The organism is Pseudomonas gingeri (assembly GCF_013386165.1).
Classification (GTDB): domain Bacteria; phylum Pseudomonadota; class Gammaproteobacteria; order Pseudomonadales; family Pseudomonadaceae; genus Aquipseudomonas; species Aquipseudomonas gingeri_C.
Genome location: NZ_JACAOS010000011.1, coordinates 19,917 through 33,532, shown reverse-complemented (window position 1 = coordinate 33,532; position 13,616 = coordinate 19,917). Strand labels below are relative to the sequence as shown.

Sequence of the window (13,616 nt, the reverse complement as noted above, 5' to 3'; positions counted from 1 at the left end):
TCGACAGGAAGGAGGTCGAAATGAAGCGATATGGATTTTGTGCTGTGCCCGCCCTGCTGCTGGCGTTGAGCGCCCAGGCGATGGAGCCGGAGGCGTACTCGGGCTACCAGCGGCAGACGGAAAGCTGGTTGCAACTGCAGGTTTCGGGGAAACAGCAGACACCGATGCCCCAGACGGCCACGCCAAGCGAACGCGAGCAAAGCCTGCAACGCTGGTTGGACAGCTACAAACATTCGATTCCGGATTTCTTCAAGCAGAGTGAAGGCGGGTCATTGAAGAGCAATTGAGCCAGCACCCGGGGGACTGGCTCCTTGCAGGTCGCTACCGCCGAGCCAGCCCCTGAACGAGCTTGATCGCGATAGCGCTGGTGCAGGCGGTATCACCGGCCTGATCAATGTTCGGTGATTCCTCTCTGTCGGACATTGGCCGGCGACAATGCCAATGCCAGTTGGGTCCGGTTGTGCATGTGGGTCAAGCGCAGAACCTGGGACACATAGAGCTTCACCGTGTTCTCGGTGATGCCCAGTTCACAGGCGATCTGGTAGTTGGTCTGCCCCTTGCCCACCAATCGCGCGACGTCCAGTTGCCGGGGCGACAGTTGGTTGACGATTTCGGGCAGGATCTGTGTCGAGTCGGAGTCGGAGTCGTCGCTGGTCTCGGTAGCCTTGCCGCGTCGCATCCTGTCCAGGTCCTGATAGAGGTCGTCGATGGACTCGGCCAAGAACTGCAGCTTCTGGTTCAGGTGGCCCAGGCTGTCGGTTCGGTTGCGCTCGGCCAGCACCTTGTCCTGACGCTGAATGCCTTCAAGCAGTTCGCTCAGGTCCACGGGCTTCTGGTAGTAGTCGGCGACGCCGGCTCGGAGTGCCTTGATCACGTCCTGTTTCTCGGCTCGACCGGTGAGCATGATGGCCTCGAAGGCACGCTGCTTACCGGCGATGTGCTGCAGCTGTTGCACCAGTTCGATGCCGTCCAGATCGGGCATCTGCAGGTCGCAGAGCACCAGGCCGATGCCCTTGTCCTCCCTGAAGCGTTCAATGGCCTGCAGGCTGGACAGGCAAGGCACACAACGATAACCGTTGCTTTCGAGAAACTCGCAGATTTCTTCGACGATCAGTGGTTGGTCATCCACCACCAGTACTTTGACTTGGGATACAAGCTCGTTCACGCGCGACTCCATGCTCTACCAGCCAATGACTACGAGTTCCTTGCCCACACGCTTGAATTCGCGGGGCTCACCCTCAAAAGTAGACGCACTTTGCCACTCTGTACATAGACGCGACAGCTGCTACGACTAAAGGATGCTGGTTGACATACAAAACAGTCCAATCAGCAGAAAGGGCGCGAAGGGGCGTTTTTCCACGGTTTCGGGAGCCAGGTGGTGCAGGCTGGCCCGTGGACCTTGTCCCAGTAACGGCCACATTCGGGGAGCGAGCCAGAGCCACAGCAGCGTGGCGGCACCGGCGCCGATAAAGGTGCCCAGCAGGGTGTTCGGGTCGCTGGCCAGCGCCAGTGCCGACAACAGTTTGACATCACCTGCCCCCAGGCGGCCGACGGCATAGCCGGGCACGCTCAGCAGCAGCGCCAGGAACAAGGCCACGCCGCCCTGGACCGCCGGCGCCCCGAGCCAGGTGCTGCCGTTCCAGAGCAGATAGGCCAGGGCCAGCGCTCCGGCACCGAGGGTCAAGGTATTGGCGATTTGCCGGTGACGCAGATCCTGGGCCGCACAGAGCGCGAACCAGGCCAACAGAACAAGGCTGTGCATCGACTAAAAAGCGTCCTTTTCCGGCGAATGATTCTATGCTGATAGCAACGTGCAGTTGTCAGGGTAGACGTTGCCATGAATCCCAGCCTCCCGAGCAAGCAAAAAGGCGCCGCCGCCATCGAGTTCGCCCTCGTGTTCGTTATTTTCTTCGGGGTGTTCTATGGCATGGTCAGCTACTGCCTGCCATTGTTGATGGTGCAGTCGTTCCACGAGGCGACGGCCGAGGCGTTGCGCCGTAGTGTGGCCGTTGACCCCGTGGCGGCCGGCAGCAACTACACCACCCTGGTCCAGAGCACGGCGATACAGGCCGCCACCAGCAAGCTGGGCTGGATTCCCCCGGCCTTCAACTTCAACGCCGCCAGCGATATCACCGCGGTTTACTCGGGCGGCATCCTGACGGTCACGGTGAACTATCCGACGGCCCAACTAAACAATGCCCTACCGTTTCTGGTGTTACCTGGAATCGGCACGGTACCCAATCTCCCCACGAACCTGACCGTCACCTCGAGTCTGCAATTTTGAGCGCAGGGGACAAGCTGTTCGGGCGCTTGCTGGGACGCGGCAGCGAGTCGCCAGCCGAGCCCATGCACCACTTGCCCGCCCCGGCCTTCGGCTTGCTGCTACGGCTCGACGACGAAGGCCGGGTCTTGAGCATCGACGGTCCCTTGCGTCATGACCTGGCGCCGCAGGAGGCCGGTGGTGAGTTGCGCAACTGGTTGCTGCTCTCCAGTCGGCTGTCTGTCGAAGGCGTACCGGCGGATTGGCTCGGGCAGAGCCTGGACCTGGACTTCAGCGGGCCGGCCGGGCAAGTCCTGCATACCCGCGCCTGGGTCCAGCCCGGCAACCCGGGTTGGTGGTTACAGGCCCTGGATATCGGTGACCTGCTTGAGCACAACCTGCGCTCATCGTTGCGTGAGCAGTTGCAGCAGGTCGCCGGACAGGTGAGTGAACAATTGCGCTTGTGCAGCCTGGCGCGCCTGCCCCAGGTACTCAACGAGCAATTGCAGGGGCTGTCCCAGCGCTGGCGGATTCCCTGTGTCGCCCTGGCGCTGCTGGACGACCATCAACAGCAGTGGACGGTGCACAGCCAGTATCGGGCCCATGACGCCCCGGCCCTGTGGCAGACCGGCCAGGCCCTGGGCACTGGCCTGGACAGCCTCAGCGGCATGGTGCCGCTGTCGTTCAGCGCACAGCAGGGCCTCAGCGAACATATGCGCCTGCAAGGGGTGATGGGCAATGCCGATGGTTTGCTCATTCCTTTTTGTGACGACCACGGAGTGGCCGCCTGGCTGCTCGCCGGGTTTTACCCGGTGCCGCAACGGGAGGCGCGGCTGGACGACCGCGACTGGTTGCAACTGGCGGCGGCCCTGGCGGCGCCTTTGCTGGCTCGCCTGAGGCAGCAGGTGCATCACCATCAACTGGAGCGCCTGGAGGTGCTGCAAGGCTTGTTGGGGACCGGTTGGTGGGAGTGGACTCCGGCGACCGACGAACTGCAACTGGCCCCGCAACTGGTCCGGGGGCTGGGGCTGGAGGTTTCGTACGGGGTGGTATCGCTGGAGGCATGGCTGGGGTTGTTCCATGCCGCCGACCGTCAGGAGCTTTCCAGTCGCATGCACGATTTGCAGCAGGGCAAGGCGCTGCTGCTCTGTGTGCGGCGCCATGCCGAGGACCCGCACCAGTCCCCCCAGTGGTATCGCCTCCAGGGACAGATACTGGGGGTGGGCGACAGCCTGCGGATTGTCGGCTTCATGCTCGACATCAGCGACGTCAAGAACCAGGAGCAGGACGCCGCCGCCGCCCATGCCCGGCTGGACAACCTGATCGCCAGTTCGCCGGCGGTGATCTATGTGCAGCGTTATGTCGAGGGCGCCTTGCAGCCGGTGTTCTTCAGCGACAGCCTGTTGCCGTTGCTGGGCTGGACCCTGGCCGACTGTGCCGATGGTGGCCTGGCCCAGTGGATTCACCCTGAGGATCGTGACCGCTATTTCGATCGCACCCGCCAGTTGCTGCGCGAAGGCAACGTCAGTTGTCGTTATCGGCTCCGGGACAAGGGTGGTACTTACCACTGGCTGCTGGATGAGGCCCGGCTGTTGCGCGATGACCTGGGTTTGCCGGTGGAGGCGGTGGGCTTGTGGCTCGATGTCACCGAAGCGACCTTGGCCGCCGAGCATATCCAGAAAAGCGAGGAGCGCTATCGCATCCTCGTGGAAGATTCACCGGCGATGATCTGCCGTTACCGCCCGGACCTGACACTGACCTTCGGCAACAAGCCGCTCGCGGTCTATCTGGAATGTTTGCCCGAGCAACTGCCGGGGGTTGACCTGGGCAACTGGTTGTCGCCCGAGCAGCGCGCGGCGTTTGTCCAGCGCCTGGCGCAACTGACCCCGGAACAGCCGGTGAGCACTGCGGAAATCAGCCTGCAGTTGCCCGGCCGCGAACATGCCTGGTGGGTCTGGTCGGATCGCGGTGTGTTCGATGAGCAAGGCCGGTTGGTCGAGGTGCAGGCGGTGGGGCGTGACAACACCGAAGTACGGCGTTCCCAGCAGCAACTGACCCAGAGCGCGAAAATGGCCACCTTGGGCGAAATGGCCACAGGCCTTGCCCATGAGATCAACCAGCCACTGAACGTCATGCGCATGGCCATCGTCAATGTGCTCAAGCGCCTGAGCAATGGCGATGTGCAGATCGACTACTTGCAGGACAAGCTCAATCGTATCGATGCCCAGGTCCAGCGGGCGGCGCGGGTGGTCGATCATATGCGGGTGTTCGGCCGCCGTTCGGAAATCGAACAGGCGCCGTTCAATCCGGCGCAGGCGGTGGAGGGCACCTTGTCGTTGCTCAGCGAAGGGATGAAGGGCAAGGGCGTGCAACTGCGGGTGGCGCCCATCGAGTTCGAGGTACAGGTGCGGGGGTTCGTCGACCAGTTGGAACAGGTGCTGATCAACCTGATGGTCAATGCCCGGGATGCGCTGTTGAGCAAGCGTGAGAAGAACCGCGACTTTGAGCCGTGGATAGCGTTGACCGCCGAACTTGATGAGCGAGCCGTGCGCTTGTTCGTCGAGGATAACGGCGGCGGCATCGACCCGCGCTTGCTGGAGCGGATCTTTGAACCCTTCTTCACCACCAAACCGGTGGGCGTTGGTACCGGTCTGGGTTTGTCGGTGAGCTACGGGATTGTCGAGAACATGGGCGGGCGCCTCAGCGTGCGTAATGGTGAGGCCGGGGCGCGGTTTTGCGTGGAACTGCCGATTGCTTCAGATCACGAGGTAGGCCTTGCCGGTCTGGCCGCAGGTGAGGTGGCCGTCGACGGAAATCTGCCCGACCGTGATGCCCAGGCCGGTCAATAACGTGTTGATCAGGTCGTTCAGCACGAGGTTGAGCGGAGCGCTCAAGGCCGATACCAGCAGGCTGGTCAGGCCATTGATGGCCGTCGTGACCAGCCCGAAAGTGACTGCCAGAAGCGGTGAGGGGGTGTAGGTCGGTGTAATGGACGTCAACTGTATGCCTGTGACGGAAGATGTCAGGCTGGTGGTAGGGTTGGACATCGACAGTGTGTAGGGCGGGTAGGCGGGCGTGGGCGTTACATTGACATTGGGTGGATTGATAAACGTATTGGTGCCGGTTGTTTGCAGCGCCGGGCTGTTGATCGTCAGTTCAAGGCCTCCGCCGGAATAAGGGGCTGCCAACGTACCCACGGCGACCAGGACGAAAGGCGTGACAGTGGGTGCCGCCGAACTGCTTGCCCAGTTCGAGCTGATATTGCCGACTCGCAGGTAGGCTGTATCGGTGGTGGCGCTGATGGACAGGCTTTTGTTGGTGTCGCTGACGCAGGTGTAGCCCGTGACATAGCTGCTGCCGCCGCCGGCGTCCAGGCTGAGGCCCAGGGTATGCACGGGCAGTATGCTGAGATTCAGCCCCAGTATTCCCAGGGCCGAGGTAATCGCTGAAAGTGCGGTTGTCACGATCGACACTATATTGGTGACCACCGACAGATCCAGGCTCACCAATGTGCGGATTTGTGCCGTACGCACGTAAATCTGATTGGGGCCTTGGGGGTTGAGCGCGGCGAGGGCCGGGTTGCCTATCGCAGAGAACTGCGGCGCCTGAATGACCTTGGTCTGCACGGTTATTCCCGATCCCAATCCCAGCAGGCTGACGGGGAGTGTCACCGCCAGGCCATTCTGGTTGTTGGCGACCTCGGCCAGCGCCTGGACCAGTTGGAACACTTGTAGATTGGCGTTCAGCACCGAGGTTGGCGTGCTGGTCGACAGACTGAGCAGGTTCCCCAGTTGAATGCTTCCCGCCGTTTGTGCGGCGACTTTCAAGTTGCCCAGCGCCGTCAGGACATCGGCGCTCGCGCCATTGGCCTGGGAGACCGTGATGGCCGTCTGCATCAACTGGGCGACGGTGACATTGGTGGCGAGCAACTGGGTGTAGTTGCCGGCCGTCACATTCAGGTCGATGGCCAGTTGGTTCAGGTAGCTGAGCAGGTTGATGTTGGTGCTGAGCAGGCCGTTCCAGCCGGCGGCCGTGATGGTCAGTGAACTGCCGAGCAGCGGCCCCATGATCGAGTTGAGATTCGCCGTGACGACCGTACTGCGGATACTCAATTGCGCGGTGGGCGGTAGCGGCGTTGCGGCCACGGCCGTTGCGCTCAACTGGGTATTCGGATTGAAGGTGGCGGTCGAGACCAGGGTGTAGATCCCGGCGGCGATGCTGGTGGCGACGGCATGGGTGGCGACCACTTTGATGGCCGAAGATTGAGCGGCATTCACGGCAAAGGTACGCAGGTTATTACTCCCGGTGACCAACGTGCCGCAGGTGGTGGTCAGTGTGTTGCCCGTGCCGACCGTAAAGGCATTGCGACTGGCGGCCAGGGTGGCATAACTGGCGGCGCTCAGGCCCGGCAGGCAGGTACCCCCGCGGCTTACCGCTTCCAGCGCGGCGGTATCCACCACTCGTTGCAACTTGCGCTGTTCGAGATAGAGCCGGCCGGTATCGGCCACCACCACCATCAATAGCAGCGCCAGGCCCAGGGTGATGGCCGCCATCAGGCCAATGGCCCCGCGCTGGCTGGCGGGGCCATGAAAGGCGACGGCACGACCGGGGAAAGACATCGAGCACTCCTTTGCCGGCCCATGGCCGAGCGCTTACTTTCCAGTAATCCTTGGCAGTGTAGTCAAGGCTGGAAGAGCGCGTCGGCCTGGGGCGCGATGTCGTTCCGGGTGGTTACCTCGGCGGATAGGCGGTCATCAACTTGGCCACCGCCTGGTTGATTGCCGCACTGCGTTCGGCCGGCGTCGCGCCGTCGTTGACCATCTGCTCGGCGCTGCCGCGCCAGACCAGCTTGCCGTCCTTGCCATCGAGCAGATCGACCTGGATCGTCGCGACCTGGTAATCGACACTGCGGGTTTCCGTGTAGCCAGGACCGCCCCAGAAACCGCCGTGCCAAGGGCCACCCCAACCGCCTCCATAATTGGTGCTGACCTGTTGCTGGCGATTGTCGACGATCAGGTACGCCTGGACCTTCACATCGGCCTTGCCTCCGGCCACGGCCGGGCGCAAGCCACGCTGGTCCAACTGTTCGCCGACCGCCTGGCGAATACGCTGCTCGGTGATGTCGCTCTTGATTCGCGGGTCGTCCGGTCGATACTGCAACGCGGGTTCTTTCCAGCTCCAGCTGCGGTAAGCGGCGAAATCACGGCTGGCGTCGAAATCGTGGTTGACCTGGGTGGTTTCACAGGCACTGAGCAGCACGGCAAAAACCACTAAAGCGAGACGGCGGAACATGATCTTTCTCCGGGGGGCTAGCTGGGGGGATAACTGGCGAGGGCTTTGTTCACGGCGTCGCGCAAGGCATCCGTGCGTTCGAGCTGGTTGCCCTGGGTGCCGGTCTCGGCGCTGGCGCTCCAGATCGGTTGGCCGGTGCCGGTGTCGAACAGGCTGATACGCACCACGAGCACTTGCACCTCGTAGGTGCGCACGATCGGGGCGATCGGGTACATGCCGTAGCGGTTGCCATAAGGGCCACCCGCATAACCGTAGTCTTCCTGGACCTGGCGCAGGCGTTTCTCCACGTGCAGGTCGGCGCTGACCCGCAGGTCCGGCGGCGCGGTGTCGCGACGGGGGCGCAAACCCTGCTGCTCGAGGGCGTTGCCCACCACTTCGGCCAACTGCGCCGGGTCGGCCCAGGTGGTGCCGGCGGGCAGTCGGTCATTGCTCCAGGCCCAGCTGCGGTAGCGCGCATAGTCCCGTGGCGGCGCCGGATAGGCGCTCAGGTCCGGGCCATGGGAAACCTGCGCCGGGGCCGGCGGCAGGGGCATGGAGCTGGCGGTGTAGGGGTTGTCGCTCTGGCAGGCCGCCAGGCCCAGGCACAGCGCTAACAGACAAAAACGGCGACTCATTGCATCCTCCGCATTCAGACCGGACGGCAGATCCAGTGCAGGTAACGTCCCAGCCCGGCAAAGCCGGGGTGGCGACGGTGGGCCAGTTCCATTTCCAGCAGATCCGCCAGGGCGGCGCGGGACTGGAATTCAACCGGCATGTAGTCGTGGAATACCCGCACCCCACTCTGTGTTTCGACCCGCCACAGACCTTCAAGTTGCGCCGCCAGCTCCCGTGGATCAAGGGGTTGTTGCGGGGTCAGGCTCTGCTTTTCGCCGGCCATGTCGTTCTTGCGCATCTTGCGGAAATGGCCCTTGAGCAAGTTGCGGTAGATCAGCGCATCGCGGTTGTAGAAGGCCAGGGACAGCCAGCCGTCCGGTTTGCACAGCTGGTGCAGCACCGGCAGGATCGCATGGGGTTCGGCCAGCCATTCGAGCACGGCGTGGCAGAGCACCAGGTCATAAGGTTCGGTGAGCTGGCCGAGCAGGTCCTGCCACGGCGCCTGGATAAAGGTCGCGCTTTGTCCGGCCTCGGCAAAGCGCTGGCGTGCGCCTTCGAGCATCGGTTCGGCGGGTTCGGCCAGGGTCACCTGATGACCGCGTTCGGCCAGCCACAACGACATATGGCCCAGGCCCGCACCGATATCCAGCACCCGCAGCGGGCGCTGCGGCAAGCTCTCGGTCAGGTCGGCCTGGAGCACGGCGAGGCGGATCGCGCCCTTGGCCCCACCGTAGATTTTCTCGGCGAAGCGGGTCGCCAACTGGTCGAAATGACGGTCGCTCATTGGGCAAAACGCCGTTCGCTGTCGGCCAGCTTGGCGCGGACCACCTCGTTCATGTCCAGCCCCAGTTCACTGCACAGCAGGAGCAGATAGAGGACGATATCGCCGACTTCCTGCCCGGCATGGGCAAGCTTTTCCGGCGGCAACTGGCGCGATTGATCCTCACTGAGCCACTGGAAAATCTCCACCAGTTCGGCCATTTCCACACTGGCGGCCATCGCCAGGTTTTTCGGGCTGTGGAAGGTTTTCCAGTCGTTGCGATCGCGGATGCCGTGCAGGCGTTGGGTCAGTTCGTCGAGGTTCATGCGGGTGTTCTCCTTCAAGGTGCCTAGCTTCCGGTGGATGAGAACGGGAAGCAAGGGCCTTGCTGTAGGGATAACACCTGGAGAAGATGAAATATTCGTCAGTGCCGGTCGACGCGCGATCAGGTAATCGGCTGCCAACGGCCACTCAGGTGCTCCAGCCCCTTGGCGCCGGACAATTTGAACGCCCCGTTCGAGCCTGGCTCACTGACCCACAGGCCGACTTCGCCGGGCAGGCGCACCGGTCTTCTGAAGGCCACCTCGATCTCGATATTCGCGCTCGGCAGGTGGGCGTGCAGGGCCGCGAGGATACGGGCTTTGTTCCACAGGCCATGGGCGATCGGCCGGGGGAAGCCGAACAGGCGGGCGCTCAGGGCGGTCAGGTGGATCGGGTTGTAATCGCCGGAAACCCTGGCGTATTGCCGACCGATATCGACGGGCACCTGCCAGCGCGACAGCTCGGTCAAGGGCGGGGTCGCGGTCTTGTTTTTCCTCGGCGGCCTGGCGTCCAGGGTGACGCCCCGGCAGAGTATCCGGCTTTCGGCTTGCCACAGCGGCCCGAGGGCATCGTCGATCTCGGTAAGCAGATCGAAGGTCGCGCCCTGGACATGGGGCTGCAGGTTGCGCACCTGCACACCGATGCGCAGATTGTCGGTGCCACCCAGGGGCCGCAACAGGCGGATGCGGTTGTTCAGGTGAACCAGGCCCGGCAATGGAAAGGGAAACTCCTTGGCCGTCAGCAACTGCAGTTGCAGGGGCAAGGCCAGCACATGGGGATAGGTCGCCGGCATCGGGCTGCCCTCGGCAAAACCGCAGACCCGGCGATAGGCGGCCAGGCGCCGGTCATCGACGGTCACCCAACTGCGTAGTCCCTGCTCAGGCAAGTGTTGGCCGGTGATGATCCGCCGTGTCGCAGCACGCAGATAAAGCGCAGGCAGGCTGGGGGCGGCGGTCAGGTATTGCCAGTTCACGGTCATGGGCGGGCTCTCGCTGAGCGGTCGCTTGATTTGTAGGAAAAGACTTTCAGTTTTATAGGCTATTTCTCTCGAATAGTAGGATGGATTCGTTGCGCTGTGTTGCTGGTGGGGTCGGAGTGAGCCATGGGCGAGGGTTGATGGCTTCGCTGGCATTGTCAGAAACGATGGCTTGGCCTAAGGTCGCAGCCTGAATGCCGTCTTGCGACATAAGGTCTATCCATGCCGACTAACGGACAACGTGGTCCTCAACGACAGATTCCTGCTCTGGCGTCCCTGCCGCGCCCGCTATACGCCCGTGCCGAGAGTTTGAGCGCCGGCTCGTGGACGCCCCGTCATCGCCATGACTGGGTGCAGTTTTCCTATGCCATCAGCGGGGTGCTGGGGGTGCACACCACCGAGGGCAGCTTCTTCGCGCCACCGCAATGGGGCGTCTGGATTCCGGCGGGGCTGGAGCATGAGGTGGTGACTTCGATGCGTGCGGAAATGCGCAGCCTGTATGTGCGTCGTGAGGATTGCCAGTGGGCGCCGTCGCGCTGCCGGGTGCTGGAGGTGACGCCGCTGGCCCGCGAGTTGATCAAGAGTTTTTGCCTGTTACCGGCCGATTATCCCGAGGACGGGGGGAGCGAAGGGCGCTTGGTGCAGGTGTTGCTGGATCAGTTGGCGGGGCTGCCGGAAGTGGGGTTCTCGCTGCCGTTGCCACGGCATGCGCGCTTGCTCGATTTGTGCAACGAGTTGATTGAAAACCCCGAACTGGGGGTCACCCTGGGGCAGTGGGCCGAGCGCCTGGGTATGTCGGAAAAAACCTTGATGCGGCTGTTCCAGCGCGAGACCGGCCTGAGTTTCCGGGGTTGGCGCCAGCGTGCCCGATTGCTCTCGTCGCTGGGGACGTTGGAGGCGGGTGACAGCGTGACCCGGGCCGCGCTGTCCTGTGGTTATGATTCGACGTCTGCGTTCATCGCTGCGTTCAAGGGTTTGTTCGGCTATACGCCGGGGGAACTGTTCCGTCACTGAGTGGCGGAACAGGTTCTTTGGGAAGGGCTCAGGTGCGGAAGCGCTTGACCAACGCATCCAGCTCGCTGGACAGCCCCGCCAGCCCCTGGGAGTCGAGCCGCGCCGAGTTCGCCAGTTCCGCCACCAATTGCGCATCGCCATGGATCTGGCTGATATGCCGGTTGATGTCCTCGGCCACGTGGTGCTGCTCTTCCGCCGCGGTGGCGATCTGGGTGTTCATGTCACGGATCACATCCACCGAATCGCGGATCTGCCCGAAACTGGTGCGCGCCAGGCCAATGCGGTTCACCGACTCCTGCGACACCTCGAGGCTGGCATGCATCTGCTGGGCGACCTGGCTGGTACGTTTGGCCAGGTTGCCCAACAGACCGTCGATTTCCGCCGTGGAGTCGGCAGTGCGCTTGGCCAGGGCCCGCACCTCGTCGGCCACCACCGCAAAACCACGGCCCTGTTCACCGGCCCGCGCTGCTTCGATGGCCGCGTTGAGCGCCAGCAGGTTGGTCTGTTCGGCAATCGAACGAATGGTGCCGAGAATCGACTGGATATTGTTGCTGTCGCTTTCCAGTTGCTGCATCGACTGCGCCGACTGCGAGATTTCATGGCTCAACTGGTCGACGCTGCTGACCGCCGCATCGATCTGTTGTTGGCCTTCGCGGGCCTGACGCTGGCCGCTGTCGGCTGACTCGGCGGCCTGGCTGCAGGAGCGGGCGACTTCGTTGGCAGTGGCGACCATCTCGTGGAAGGCCGTGGAAACCATGTCCACCGCCTCGCGCTGGCGTCCGGCGGCGTCGGCCATGTCCCCGGAAACCCGGGTGGAATTACGCGACGAATCGAGAATCTTGTTCGCCGACTGACCAATGTGCTGGATCAGGCTGCGGATCGCGCCGAGGAACTGGTTGAACCAGTTCGCCAGTTGCGCGGTTTCGTCGCTGCCACGGATCTGCAGGTTCTGGGTCAGGTCGCCTTCGCCCTGGGCGATGCCTTCCAGGCCGCTGGCCACGCTGCGGATCGGCCGCACGATCAGGCTGGCGAAGCTGGCGCCGACAATGGCGAAGATCACCGCGAGCACAGCGGCGATGATCGCCACCAGCCAGGTCAACTGGTTGGCCGAGGCCATCACTTCACTCTGCTTGATCAGGCCGATAAAGGTCCAACCCAGCTGATCCGATGGCCAGACATTGGCCATGTAGTGTTCGCCGTTGATATCGACTTCCACCAGGCCCTTGCCGGCTTTGGCCAGGTCGGCATAGCCGCTGCCCAGGCTGCCGAGGTTCTTGAAGTTGTGTTCCGGCTGCTTGGGGTCCACCAGCAGGTTGCCGCTGTTTTCCATCAGCATCAGGTAGCCGCTTTCACCGAGCTTGATCTGCTTGACGACCTCGGTGAGCTGTTTGAGGGTCACGTCGACGCCGACGACGCCACCCTGGGCCCCGAGCTTGTTGTCCACGGTGCGCACGGTACCGATCATCACGGCGTCGTCGGCCGCCCAGTAGTAGGCGGAGGTGCGCAAGGTCTTGCCGGGATTGGCGATCGCGGTCTTGTACCAGGGGCGGGCGCGCGGGTCGTAGTTGGCCAGTTTCGGGTCGGCTGGCGTGGAGACATAGCCCCCGTTGCCAACGCCGTAGGACACGTAGGAATAAGCCGGGTGGGCCAGTCTCATGCCCTCAAGCAGGTCGTAGATCTGTTTGTCCTGCTCGTTGAGGGGGAGCTGCGCGGCATCGGCGCTCATGTAGCTCTTGAGCACACCATCGGAATTTTTTATCAGCGGCAGGTTTGTCATGTATTCGACGTTCTGGCTGACGCCGTCAAAAAACAGCTGCATCGCGTTGTTGACCTGGCGGATCTCTCGACCGCTGCCGTCAACAAAGTTGCTGCGGGCTTCGCTGCGCAGGTTCAGTACCACCAGGGTGGCAACCAGCACCACCGGCAAACAGGCGACGATTGCAAACGCCCAGGTCAGTTTCTGCTTGATGTTCATCCGCGCTCCAGATTTTTCTTGTAAACCCCAGACGTATTGATCGCGTGGGGTCGGTATAGGGCAGCTGTGAAGTGGTGGCTGTGCTGAAAATCCGTTTCGCTGACGGCGTGCTGATTGTCCGACAAAAACGCCTCTGTCTTAGAGCGCTTCGGCTGGCGCGGAAAAAAGTTGAGGTACGCGGCGAATATTCTGATTTTTTTTGAGCTTCAGGCGTCCGGCAGTGGTCGGAAACCACAAGGTGCCCCAGGAACAATAGCTTGATAATCGTCAGCTATTCTCTGGAAGCTCGGTTTTCCTCCGGTCGATTCGTCGGAATAATCTGGCACATTGAGTGCATTGGAGAGTATTCGAGGTCGGCAATCCTCTCCCCGCTGTGAGAGGATTGCCGTATAACGAGTGACATTCGCGTGTTTGGCAATAAAGG

At 62.6% G+C, this 13,616-nt stretch carries 12 protein-coding genes and 2 pseudogenes; 4 read left to right on the top strand and 10 right to left on the bottom strand.

What is annotated here, in order from left to right:
- Positions 1 to 20: 20 nt before the first annotated feature.
- Positions 21 to 287 (top strand): DUF3613 domain-containing protein, encoded by a 267-nt coding sequence (locus HX866_RS10125; RefSeq protein ID WP_177093410.1) that lies wholly within the window; start codon positions 21 to 23, stop codon positions 285 to 287.
- A 104-nt stretch (positions 288 to 391) separates the two neighbouring features.
- Here the strand turns inward: HX866_RS10125 and HX866_RS10120 are convergent, their stop codons facing one another.
- Together HX866_RS10120 and HX866_RS10115 are read right to left on the bottom strand one after the other, a co-directional pair.
- Positions 392 to 1,165, bottom strand: coding sequence for a response regulator (locus tag HX866_RS10120; protein ID WP_177139394.1), 774 nt, complete (start codon positions 1,163 to 1,165; stop codon positions 392 to 394).
- A 126-nt stretch (positions 1,166 to 1,291) separates the two neighbouring features.
- Positions 1,292 to 1,762: a prepilin peptidase gene (locus HX866_RS10115; RefSeq protein WP_177093408.1), complete on the bottom strand. Its 471-nt coding sequence runs from the start codon at positions 1,760 to 1,762 to the stop codon at positions 1,292 to 1,294.
- A 75-nt stretch (positions 1,763 to 1,837) separates the two neighbouring features.
- Between HX866_RS10115 and HX866_RS10110 the strand changes: the two genes are divergently transcribed.
- Both HX866_RS10110 and HX866_RS10105 read left to right on the top strand, forming a co-directional pair.
- A complete protein-coding gene (locus tag HX866_RS10110) occupies positions 1,838 to 2,284 on the top strand; it encodes a TadE/TadG family type IV pilus assembly protein (protein ID WP_177093407.1) in 447 nt (148 codons plus the stop codon).
- Positions 2,281 to 5,109, top strand: coding sequence for a PAS domain-containing sensor histidine kinase (locus HX866_RS10105; protein ID WP_177139392.1), 2,829 nt, complete (start codon positions 2,281 to 2,283; stop codon positions 5,107 to 5,109). Before HX866_RS10110 ends, HX866_RS10105 begins: the two co-directional genes overlap by 4 nt.
- On the opposite strand, the gene HX866_RS10100 is transcribed toward HX866_RS10105, so the two are convergent.
- The 6 genes from HX866_RS10100 to HX866_RS10075 form a co-directional block, all read right to left on the bottom strand.
- Complete coding sequence (locus HX866_RS10100) at positions 5,017 to 6,879, bottom strand: pilus assembly protein TadG-related protein (RefSeq protein ID WP_177139384.1); 1,863 nt, start codon at positions 6,877 to 6,879, stop codon at positions 5,017 to 5,019. The two genes, HX866_RS10105 and HX866_RS10100, sit on opposite strands and share 93 nt — an antisense overlap.
- 112 nt (positions 6,880 to 6,991) lie before the next feature.
- Positions 6,992 to 7,552, bottom strand: a complete 561-nt coding sequence (locus HX866_RS10095) for a DUF4136 domain-containing protein (RefSeq protein WP_177093404.1) — start codon at positions 7,550 to 7,552, stop codon at positions 6,992 to 6,994.
- A gap of 17 nt (positions 7,553 to 7,569) precedes the next feature.
- Positions 7,570 to 8,166, bottom strand: a complete 597-nt coding sequence (locus HX866_RS10090; protein ID WP_177139382.1) for a DUF4136 domain-containing protein — start codon at positions 8,164 to 8,166, stop codon at positions 7,570 to 7,572.
- A 14-nt stretch (positions 8,167 to 8,180) separates the two neighbouring features.
- Positions 8,181 to 8,930: a methyltransferase gene (locus HX866_RS10085; RefSeq protein ID WP_177105440.1), complete on the bottom strand. Its 750-nt coding sequence runs from the start codon at positions 8,928 to 8,930 to the stop codon at positions 8,181 to 8,183.
- Complete coding sequence (locus HX866_RS10080; RefSeq protein WP_100944316.1) at positions 8,927 to 9,232, bottom strand: MazG-like family protein; 306 nt, start codon at positions 9,230 to 9,232, stop codon at positions 8,927 to 8,929. The genes HX866_RS10085 and HX866_RS10080 overlap by 4 nt, the downstream gene beginning before the upstream one ends.
- A gap of 119 nt (positions 9,233 to 9,351) precedes the next feature.
- Complete coding sequence (locus HX866_RS10075) at positions 9,352 to 10,206, bottom strand: MaoC family dehydratase (protein ID WP_177139380.1); 855 nt, start codon at positions 10,204 to 10,206, stop codon at positions 9,352 to 9,354.
- A gap of 219 nt (positions 10,207 to 10,425) precedes the next feature.
- Here HX866_RS10075 and HX866_RS10070 point away from each other — a divergent pair, with 219 nt between their 5' ends.
- On the top strand, positions 10,426 to 11,217 hold the full coding sequence (locus HX866_RS10070; protein WP_177105442.1) for an AraC family transcriptional regulator: 792 nt from the start codon (positions 10,426 to 10,428) through the stop codon (positions 11,215 to 11,217).
- A gap of 28 nt (positions 11,218 to 11,245) precedes the next feature.
- Here the strand turns inward: HX866_RS10070 and HX866_RS35040 are convergent.
- A pseudogene (locus tag HX866_RS35040) lies at positions 11,246 to 11,842 on the bottom strand (methyl-accepting chemotaxis protein); the annotation flags it as partial.
- A 261-nt stretch (positions 11,843 to 12,103) separates the two neighbouring features.
- Positions 12,104 to 12,994: pseudogene (locus tag HX866_RS35035) on the bottom strand (cache domain-containing protein); the annotation flags it as partial.
- Between the last annotated feature and the right edge of the window lie 622 nt (positions 12,995 to 13,616).